A 9818-nucleotide genomic window follows, 5' to 3' on the forward strand; every position below is an offset into this window, starting at 1 on the left:
GGTCGGGCCCCGGGTGGGTCTGGGTCGACCCGCCCGCGGACCAGCCGGCGCCGGAGACCGGCGCCGGGGCGGCGGGAGGCGGCGGCGCGGCGGCGGCCGGGACGGTCGGCAGCGCGCCGGTCGCGCCGAACTGCACGGCCGGCGCGGTGTCCCGCGCCTCGGTGGGCGCCTGCCAGCGGGCGGGCGGCGGGGTGGCCGTGCTGCGCCACTGGTCGGCCAGGGTGGCCGTGCCGGCCCGGCCCGCGCCGGCCAGCGCGTCGGCGGCGCCGACCTGGCTGAGCGGGGACTGCTCGACGGCGAGCGGCTGGCGCGCCCGGGTCAGCGGGGCCTGGCCCCGGTTCGCCGGCAGCACCACGGTGGCGTTCGGCAGGGTGACCTGGGCGACCGTGCCGCCCTCCACGTTGCGGCGCAGCTCGACCCGGATCCCGTAGCGGGAGGCGAGCCGGCTGACCACGGCCAGGCCCATCAGCCGGAACGCGGCCACGTCGACCGTGGGCGGCGCGGCCAGCCGGCGGTTGAGCGAGTCGAGCTGCTCGTCGCTGAGGCCGAGCCCGCGGTCCTCGACCTGGATCAGCACGTAGTCGCGAATCCGGCGGCCGTCGGCCACCACGATGGTGTTCGGCGGCGAGAACCGGGTGGCGTTGTCGAGCAGCTCGGCGACCAGGCGCACCACGTCGTTGACCGCGTGCGCGGCGACCGAGATGTCGGTGTCGACGGTGCCGAACTCGATCCGGTTGTAGAGCTCCACCTCGGACTGGGCGGCGCGCAGCACGTCGACCAGGAGCGCGTCGTCGCGGCGCGGCACGGCCGAGTCGGCCCCGGCCAGCACCAGCAGGTTCTCGTCGTTGCGGCGCATCCGGGTGGCCAGGTGGTCCAGCTCGAAGAGCTGGGCCAGCCGCTTCGGGTCCTCCTCGCCGCGCTCGATCGCGTCCAGCTCGCCGATCATCCGGTCGACCAGGCTCTGCGAGCGGCGGGCCAGGTTGAGGAACATCGCCGAGACGCTGGTCCGCAGCGCGGCCTGCTCGGCCGCCACCCGGACCGCCTCCCGGTGGACCACGTTGAAGGCGGCCGCCACCTGGCCGACCTCGTCGCGGTTGGTCAGCTTGATCGGGTCCCGGACCTGCTGGACGATCTCGTCCACGCCGCCGTCACCGATGTCGTTGACGGTCTGCAGCCGGCTCACCGCGTCGGGCAGGTCGTGGTTCGCCACCGCCAGCGCGCCCTCGCGCAGCCGGCGCAGCGAGTCGTTGAGCGAGCGGGCCAGCACCACGGCCAGCGTCACGGCGATGGCCAGGGTGAGCAGCACCAGCAGGCTCTCCACGAACGCCTGCCGGATGACGTCGGTGCGCACCGCGTCGACGTCGGCGAGCAGCTGGTCCTGGAGCTGGATCTCGGCCCACCGCATCAGGTCACCGACCGAGCCGATGGCCGCGGCGGCCGCGTCCCGGGTGACGAGCGGGACCTGCTGCCCGACCGAGCGGGAGACGTCGTTGGCGACCCGGTCGGCGAGCTGGACGGCGTCACCGGAGACGGTGCGGTCCACCAGGGCGCGCTGGGCCGGCTCGGCGGCCCGGGAGAAGGAGAGCAGCGCCTCCTGCTGGCCGGTCAGGGTGGCCACGAAGGAGGAGAACTGCTCGTCGTCGATCCGGCCGGCGGAGAGCGCGGTGTAGGCGACCGCCTCCTCCTCGGCGACCTCGGCCTTTGCGTGGGCGAAGGCGGCCACCGCGCGGCGGGCGTCCGCGAGGCTCTCCGTGCCGGGCTGCTGGGCCAGCGTGTCGCCGTACCCGACGAGGTCGTCGAGGATGATCCCGTAGCGCAGGCTCGCCTCGGAGACCGGCATCTGCTGCCGGTCCAGCACCTCCTGGCGGGTGCCGTTGAGGGTGGCCAGGTGGTCGTCGATCACCTTGAGCCGGTCGCGCACCGAGGTCGGCACGTCGCCGAGGTTCCCCCGCTCGTCCCGGTACGCCGTGATCCGCTCGTCGGTGCGGCGTACCCGCAGGTTGTAGTCGTCCGGCTTCTGGTCCGGCGCGGCCAGGAAGGCGGCCGCCGCCATCCGCTCCTTGTGCAGGTCCTGGGTGAGCGCCGAGACGTCGATCGACAGCGCGGTCAGCGACCGGATCCGGTTGGCCTCGTAGGCGCCCTCGCCCACCGAGACGAGTCGGATAGTTGCCAGTGCGATGACAGCCGCCACCGGAACGACCAGGATGAGGGCGAGCTTGGAGCGGATCCGCGCGTCACGCAGCCGAGGCAGGCGCCGTCGCCGGTTCCGCTGATCGGCGCCGGGGCTCTCGGGCAGGGTCGTAGGTCCGGTGCTCACGACATCGCCTCCGTCGTTTCTTCCACGCTTGACCCGCCGACCCGTGCCTGGTGCAGCGGCCAGCGCCACGCGCGGCACGGCCGCGATTTCATCAGACGAGATCCTGTTTGGGAAGCGGCAGTGAGGCAGGAAACGGTCGGCGACGACTCAACCCGTGATCCGATCACCTAATACCTTCTTTTCTCCAGCCCCCTGAACAGGGCATGTGACTCCAGAGTGGTCGGTCGTATCTGCGCAGTAATTGTCGGTTAACGTTCCGTGTCCCCAACATGTGGGACGAGCGTCCCGAAACTGCTGCCGACATCCGCGCTTGACCACAGGGCCCGGCATTGGCAAGGTTTTGCAGGCTTCGCGCACACCGTACGGCACACCAATCCCGTTCCTCCACTGAGGACGGACGAACGCGGCGGTGATCGGGCGCCGGCCCGCGCCGCACCTGGAGGACTGAGTTGAGCCCCATCCGCTCCGCGAGCATCGCGGTGCTCGCATCGGCCGTGCTGGCCACCACGCTCACCGGCTGCGAGATCGGCGGGGAGCCGCAGGACACCAGCCCGATCGTGATCGCCGCGGACCTCGAACTTTCCGGCGCCTCCGCGCCGATCGGCAAGGTGTACCAACGGGCCCTGGAACTGAAGGTCGAGCAGTTGAACTCCTCCGGCGCGCTGGGTGGCCGGAAGATCGAACTCAAGGTGAAGGACAACCGCTCCGACGCCGCCGAATCGTTGCGGAACATCAACGATTTCAGCGGTGACTCACGGGTAACCGCCATCATCATGGGCGGCTGCAACGAATGTGCGACCGGTGCCGTCCGCACGATCGGCGAGAAGCGTATTCCCACCATCGCGCTCGCCTCCTCCGGCGAGGTCACGGAACCGGTCGCGGACCGCCGCTATGTCTTCAAGCTCGCCCCTAATGCGGCCGACAGCGCCGCCGCCCTCACCGCCGAGTTGATCCGCCGCAACATCCGCAAGGTGGCCGTGCTGCACAGCGCCGACAAGTACGGCCAGGAGGGGCTGGCCGCGTTGAGCAGCGAGTTCGACAAGGCGGGTGTCCGCCTGACCCTCGCCCAGGCGGTGCGGACCACCGACACGGAGGTCAGCACCCAGATCGGCGACCTGGTCGCCAAGAAGCCCCAGGCACTCATCGTCTGGACCCCGCCCGAGCAGGCGTCGCTGGCGGCGACCACCGCCCGGCAGAGCCGCTTCACCGGCCCGCTCTTCTTCGACGCCTCGGCGGCCGGCGACCTCTTCCTGGGCGCGTCGGCCCGGTCCACCGAGCGGGCCACGCTGATCTTCACCCAGACCATGGTGATCGACGACGTCATCGCCACCACCCCGGCCAAGGCGGCCCGGCGGCAGTGGTTCCAGGAGTACACCGCCCGGTTCGGCGGCTACCACGGCTACTCCTCGTTCGCCGCGGACGCCGTCCAGCTCATCGCCGACGCCGAACTGCGCGCCGGCGGGAAGCCCGGTGAGGTGGACCGGGACGGGCTGCGCGACGTCCTGGAGACCTCGCAGCTCGACGGCCTCTCCGGACCGATCCGAATGACTCCGGACAACCACTCCGGCCTGATGCCGCAGGCGTTGACGACGCTCGTGGCTCGGGGTGGTCGCTGGCGGCTGGCCGGCTAGTCCGGCAGGTCCCGGCAGGAAGCGGGGCTTCCTGCCGGGAGCGGCCGGTCAGCGGGCCGAGGTGGTGGCGCGGACCCAGGGCAGGGCGAGGCGCTCGACCAGGCTGAGGGCCGCGTAGAGCAGGATGCTCATCACCGCCACCAGCACGATCGCCGCCCACGCCGTCGCGGTGTCGCCGACGCCGTTGTACTGGAGGATCTGGTAGCCCAGCCCCGGCCGGTCCGAGTAGAACTCGCCGATCACCGCGCCGATCGCGGCCAGCGGCATGGCCACCTTCAGGCCGACGAAGATCTGCGGCAGGGCGGCCGGGAAGCGCACCTTCCGGAACGCCTGCCACCAGGACGCGTTCAGCGAGCGGCCCAGCTCGGCCAGGTCCGCGGGAGTGGTGGTCAGCCCGGTCGCCGTGGAGAGCACGATCGGGAAGAAGCAGAGCAGGAACACCATGGTCAGGATGGGCTTCTGCCCCCAGCCCACCGCGACCACCAGCAGCGGGCCGAAGGCGATCTTCGGCACCGCGTTGACCGCCACCAGCAGCGGGGCGAACATCCGCTCGACCCGGCTGGAGGCGGCCAGCGCCATCCCGATCAGCACCCCGGCGAGCGACGAGAGCAGGAAGCCGAGCAGGGTCATCCAGGTGGTGATGCCCAGCGCCGGCAGCAGCACGTCGGTGGTGTCGGCCAGCGAGCGCCCCACCGCCTGCGGTGGCGGCAGCGCGGCCGGGTGGACCAGGTGCAGCCCCGAGGTCACCAGCCACCAGGCGGCCACCGCGATGACCAGCCCGAGGGCCGGCAGGCCCACCGTCGCCGGGCGTACCGGCAGCCGGCGCGGGGCGGCCGGGGGCGGCGTCGACGGGGCCGGCGCCCCGACGCTGGTCCCGGTCAACTGCGTCAACGTGTCCTCCTCTCTCGGCCGGCCCGACGGCCGGCACGCGAAGGGGGTGCGCCCCACCGGGTGTCCCGGCGGGTCGCACCCCCGTTGCCCGAGCCGACCGGTCAGGCCTTCGGCGCGAGGTTGAAGTCGATGATCTGGTCGGGGGTGAGGTTCTGCTTGAGCGCGCCCGCGCCCTGGAGCAGCGCGATGCTCTTGGCGACCCGACCGCTGTCGAGGGTGCCGATCGCGGTACCGGAGTTGCTGGAGCGGACGTACGCGGCCATCAGCTGCAGCTCGGCGGCGGAGGCGGCCGGGTCGGCGGCCGGGACGTTCTTCTTCAGGATCGTCCCCGCCTCGTCCGGGTGGGCCAGCGAGTACTCCAGGCCCTTGAGCAGGGCGCCGGTGAAGCGCTTGACCATCTCCGGCTTCTCCTTGGCGATCTTGCTGGAGGTGATCAGCACGTTGCCGTAGAGGTCCTGCATCACGTTGCTGTAGGGCAGCACGACCGGCTTCTTCTTGGTCACCACCTCGACGGTGGGCTGGCCGACCACGAACTGGCCGATGCCGTCGACCGCGCCGGAGCCGAGCATGCCCATGAGGCCCTGCGCCTCGCCGTTGACCCAGGTCACCTTGCTGCCGTCGATGCCGGCCAGCCGGGCGTACGTCGGGAAGAGGTTGCGCACGACGGAGGTGGGGGTGTCGGCGAGCTTCTTGCCCTCGAGGTCCTTCGGGGTGGCGATGTTCTTGCCCTCGACCGAGACGATGGCGGCCATGGTGCGCTGCTGGATCGCCGCCACCGCGACGAAGTCCTTGGCCTGGCCGTTGCCGAGCTGGAGGATGCCGCCGGTCAGGTCGATCGGGCCGAAGTCGGCCTGGCCGCCGGTGATGGTCTGGATGACCGAGCCGGTGCCCTGCCCGGGCTTGATGTCGACGTCGAAGCCGGCCTCCTTGAAGAAGCCCTTCTCCTTCGCCACCCAGGCGTAGGAGTCACGGCCGAAGTTGCCGAACGAGGTGAGGTACGTCACCTTCTCCAGCGCCGCGCCGTTGCCGGCCTTGCCGTCCTCCGACTTGTCCGAGTCGCTGCTGCAGCCGCCGACGAGGGCGAGGGCGGTGGCCAGTGCCGCGGCGGCGACCGTACGGGTCAGCCTTCTCATCAGTGCACCATGTCCTTTCCGACCAGGGCACGTTCGCCTGGTCGGGTCGTGGGTCCGACGGTGTCGGCAGGAGGGGGCAGCCGACGGGACCGTCGTGAGGGGACTCTTCGCGCGCAACAGCGTACGAGAAGGCCGATGACACGCGGCGGGCGTCCGGGTTGCGGAACGGAAACGAAGTTGCCTGACGGAAAGGAGACTGACGTCCACCCCGGACGGTGCTATAAGGACCGCTTCCCGCTACGCTGGCCCGGCTCGCGTTCGCGACGTTGGAAGGGAGCCGGCGGGAGATGATCCGACTGTCCGGGGTGTCCCGCACCTTCGACGGCCGCTCGGGCCGGGTCGAGGCGCTGCGCGGCATCGACCTCGACGTCGCGGAGGGCGAGTTCGTCGCCGTCCTCGGCCGCTCCGGGTGCGGCAAGTCCACGCTGCTCCGCATGATCGCCGGCCTGCTCCCGGTCACCGAGGGCGAGATCACCGTGGCGGGCACGCCGATCACGAAGCCCCGCCGGGACATCGCCATGCTGTTCCAGCGGCCGGCGCTGCTGCCCTGGCGCACGGTGCTGGACAATGTCCTGCTGCCCGTGGAGATCTTCGGCTGGAGCCGGGCCAGGCACCGCGACCGGGCCCGCGGGCTGCTGGAGATGGCCGGGCTGGCCGGCTTCGAGAAGCGCCTCCCGCACGAGCTCTCCGGCGGCATGCAGCAGCGGGTCTCGCTCTGCCGGTCGCTGATCGGCGAGCCCCGGGTGATGCTCATGGACGAGCCCTTCTCCGCGCTCGACGCGCTCACCCGGGAGGAGCTGTCCGGCGAGCTCCAGCGGGTGCACATGGAGACGAAGGCGACCATCGTCTTCGTCACCCACTCGATCGACGAGGCGGTGCTGCTCGCCGACCGGGTGGTCGTGCTCAGCCCGCGCCCCGGCCGGATCCGTGAGGTGGTCGAGGTGGCCGTGCCCCGGCCCCGCACCCTGGGCCGCCACGCCCATCTGGCCGAGGTGGCCCGGATCAGCGCCGAGCTGCACGAACTGCTGATGGAGCGCGACGGCACCGGTGGCGTCGTCGCGGGAGGGCGGTGACCATGCGGGTGTCCGTCTTCACCGAGCCGCACCGCGGGGCGAGCTACGACGACCAGCTCCGGTTCGCCCGGCTGGTCGAGGAGACCGGCTTCGAGGGCTTCTTCCGGGCCGACCACTACCGCTCGATGGGGGACGACCCCGGGCTGCCCGGCCCCACCGACGCCTGGCTGACGCTCGCCGCCCTGGCCCGGGAGACCTCCCGGATCCGGCTCGGCACCCTGGTCACCTCGGCCACCTTCCGGCTGCCCGGGCCGCTGGCCGTGATGGTCGCCCAGGTGGACCAGATGAGTGGCGGCCGGATCGAGCTGGGCATCGGCGCCGGCTGGTACGAACGCGAGCACACCGCCTACGGCATCCCGTTCCCGACGGTCACCGAGCGGTTCGACCGGCTGGCCGAGCAGCTGGAGATCGTCACCGGGCTGTGGCGCACCCCGCCCGGCGAGACGTACAGCTTCACCGGGGACCACTACCGCCTGGTCGACGCGCCCGCGCTGCCCAAGCCGGTGCAGCAGCCCGGCCCGCCGGTGATCGTCGGCGGCCGGGGCCCGAAGCGCACCCCCGAGCTGGCCGCCCGGTACGCCGACGAGTTCAACATGCCGTTCAAGACCGTCGCCGAGACGGCCGGCGCGTACGAGCGGGTCCGCGAGGCGTGCGACCGGACCGGGCGCACCGGATCGGGGCGGGCGCCGCTGGTGCTCTCCGCCGGGATCGTGGTGGCGATCGGGCGTACCGACGCGGAGGCGCAGCGCCGGGCCGCGCCGCTGCACGTCAAGAGCGCCCTCCCGCCGGAGGACCCGGTGGTCGGCTCCCCCGCCCAGCTCGTCGACCGGCTCGGCGAGTTCGCCGCGATCGGGGCCGGCCGGGTGCACCTGCGGCTCATCGACTTCGCCGACCTCGACCACGTGGAGCTCATCGCCGCCGAGGTGCTCCCCCAACTGGACGGAGCACGATGACCGACCTCTCCGCAGACCTCGAACTCGGCCCGGTGGGGCAGGAGATCGTCTTCGAGAACGACAAGGTGCGCGTCTGGCACATCCGGCTGGAGCCGGGCGAGCGGCAGCCGCTGCACCGGCACGACCACCCGTACCTGGTGGTGGCGATCCAGGGCGCGAAGAACGTGGTGCAGACGATCGACGGCACGACCATCGACGCCGACGAGCCGACCGGCGGGGTGGTCTACCGCGACCCGGGCGCCGTGCACATGCTGACCAACGTCGGTGACACCACGTACCTGGCCCGACTCGTCGAGTTGAAGTAGCCACGCCGACACCAACCTCGGCGAGTAAGTAGCGGCCGGCCGCACCGGGCCGTAACGTGCCCGACATGGCCTTTCGGACGTGGGGCAGGCTGCTGCTCACGGCGCTCGGGGTGAGCGTGCTGGCCGGTGCCGGCCAGCTGGGCATCGCGTACGGCTTCGGCGTCGTACGCCTCGACGGCGCGTTCGTCGACGGCTCGGTCAACCGGTGGCCGGCCCAGCTCGCCTGGGTCGGCTGGTTCGCCGCGGTCGCCACGGTCGCCGGGGCCGTCCTCACCGAACGCCTCGCCCGCCGGGACACCACCCCGGCCGGCACCACCGAGCTGCTCTCCATCGCCGGCGTCAGCGCGCTGGGCGCGATCGTGGTCGCCCCGCTCTGCATGCAGCCGGCCCGCACCGCCGAGCTGAGCGGCACCGTCGACCCGGTGTGGGCGGTCGGCATCTGCGCGATCCTCGGCGCGGTGGTCGGGGCGGGCGCCGCGATCGCCGCGCTGCTCAAGCCGCCGTTCGGCTGGAGCATCGCGCTCACCGCCGCGGCCGTCTGGCTGCTCGCCCTGGTCTCCGTCGCGCCGTCGGTGGCGTCCACCGGCGCGCTGCCCACCGTACGCCTCGGCGTCCTCGAACCGTCCTGGCTGGACCCCGCCGCGGCCGAGCGCCTAGCCATGCTGCTGCTGCCCACGCTGGCCCTGCTCGCCGGCGCGGCGGTCGGCGCGCTGGCCCGCCGGGCCGGCCACCTGCCGCTGGTCGGCGGCGCGGCCGGGGCGGCCGGCCCGGTCCTGCTGGCGTTCGCCTACCTGACCGCCGGCCCGGGCACCGCGGCCGACCGCTACCAGCTCGCGCCCTACTACGGCGCGCTGATCGCGGTCGCCGCCGGCGCGCTCGGGTCGACCGCCACCACGGTCCTGCCCCGACCGGTCACCACGGCCGGCGGGCCGGACGCCATCGAGCCCACCGACATCCTCCAGCCCCTGCCGGCGTCGCCGGCCACTCCCGGCCCGGCTCCCGCCGCCCCGGTGACCGTACGCGCCGCCGGGGCACCCAGTCCCGCGCACTGGGACTGGCCGGAGGCCGGCGGGCTCACCCCCGCGCCGGTGCCCGCCGGTCTCACCCGCCGGCCCCTCGGTCGCCCGGCGACCGAGTCACCGGCGGACCGGGACGAGCCGGCCCCGGGGTACGGGTCGCATCGCGGCGGTGAATCCGCGGCGAGCGGGCCGGGCCCGGTCCGGCACCGGTTCGACGCGCCGCCGCCGGTCGCCGAGGCGCCGGCCGCCGTCGCGGCGGAGGCGACCGACCCGGCCACGCGCGCGCACCGAGCCGACGAGCCGGCTGCGGCGGCTGACGCCAGGTCCACCGCGACGCCGGGCCCGGTGGACGGGACCAGCGCCGAGCGGCGGGACCCGGACGCGGAGTCCGCCCCGGCGTTCGGTGACCCCGTGCCGGACGAGCCGGTCACCGGACGGGGCGACGGGGACCTGACCCGGAACCTGTCGATGCCCGGGCTGTGTCTTATAAACATCT

At 73.0% G+C, this 9818-nt stretch carries 7 protein-coding genes and 1 pseudogene; 5 read left to right on the forward strand and 3 right to left on the reverse strand.

The window, feature by feature from the left end; genetic code table 11:
* The coding region (locus ACW0Q9_RS25530; protein WP_456185491.1) for a nitrate- and nitrite sensing domain-containing protein at positions 1-2317 on the reverse strand (2317 nt) is incomplete at its 3' end.
* 449 nt (positions 2318-2766) lie between these two features.
* On the opposite strand from ACW0Q9_RS25530, the gene ACW0Q9_RS25535 reads away from it, so the two are divergent.
* A complete protein-coding gene (locus ACW0Q9_RS25535; protein ID WP_456185492.1) occupies positions 2767-3948 on the forward strand; it encodes an ABC transporter substrate-binding protein in 1182 nt (393 codons plus the stop codon).
* A gap of 48 nt (positions 3949-3996) precedes the next feature.
* Here ACW0Q9_RS25535 and ACW0Q9_RS25540 read toward each other — a convergent pair whose 3' ends face one another.
* Both ACW0Q9_RS25540 and ACW0Q9_RS25545 read right to left on the reverse strand, forming a co-directional pair.
* A complete protein-coding gene (locus ACW0Q9_RS25540; protein ID WP_456185494.1) occupies positions 3997-4839 on the reverse strand; it encodes an ABC transporter permease in 843 nt (280 codons plus the stop codon).
* Positions 4840-4940: 101 nt separating this feature from the next.
* Complete coding sequence (locus ACW0Q9_RS25545; protein WP_456185496.1) at positions 4941-5972, reverse strand: ABC transporter substrate-binding protein; 1032 nt, start codon at positions 5970-5972, stop codon at positions 4941-4943.
* A 287-nt stretch (positions 5973-6259) separates the two neighbouring features.
* On the opposite strand from ACW0Q9_RS25545, the gene ACW0Q9_RS25550 reads away from it, so the two are divergent.
* The 4 genes and pseudogenes from ACW0Q9_RS25550 to ACW0Q9_RS25565 form a co-directional block, all read left to right on the forward strand.
* Complete coding sequence (locus ACW0Q9_RS25550; protein WP_456185498.1) at positions 6260-7045, forward strand: ABC transporter ATP-binding protein; 786 nt, start codon at positions 6260-6262, stop codon at positions 7043-7045.
* Between the two features lie 2 nt (positions 7046-7047).
* A complete protein-coding gene (locus ACW0Q9_RS25555; protein ID WP_456185500.1) occupies positions 7048-7998 on the forward strand; it encodes an LLM class F420-dependent oxidoreductase in 951 nt (316 codons plus the stop codon).
* Entirely contained in the window at positions 7995-8303 is a 309-nt protein-coding gene (locus ACW0Q9_RS25560; protein WP_148793507.1) for a cupin domain-containing protein, read from the forward strand. Before ACW0Q9_RS25555 ends, ACW0Q9_RS25560 begins: the two co-directional genes overlap by 4 nt.
* 65 nt (positions 8304-8368) lie before the next feature.
* Positions 8369-9818, forward strand: a pseudogene (locus ACW0Q9_RS25565) (hypothetical protein); the annotation flags it as partial.

This window comes from Micromonospora sp. I033 (assembly GCF_053890995.1).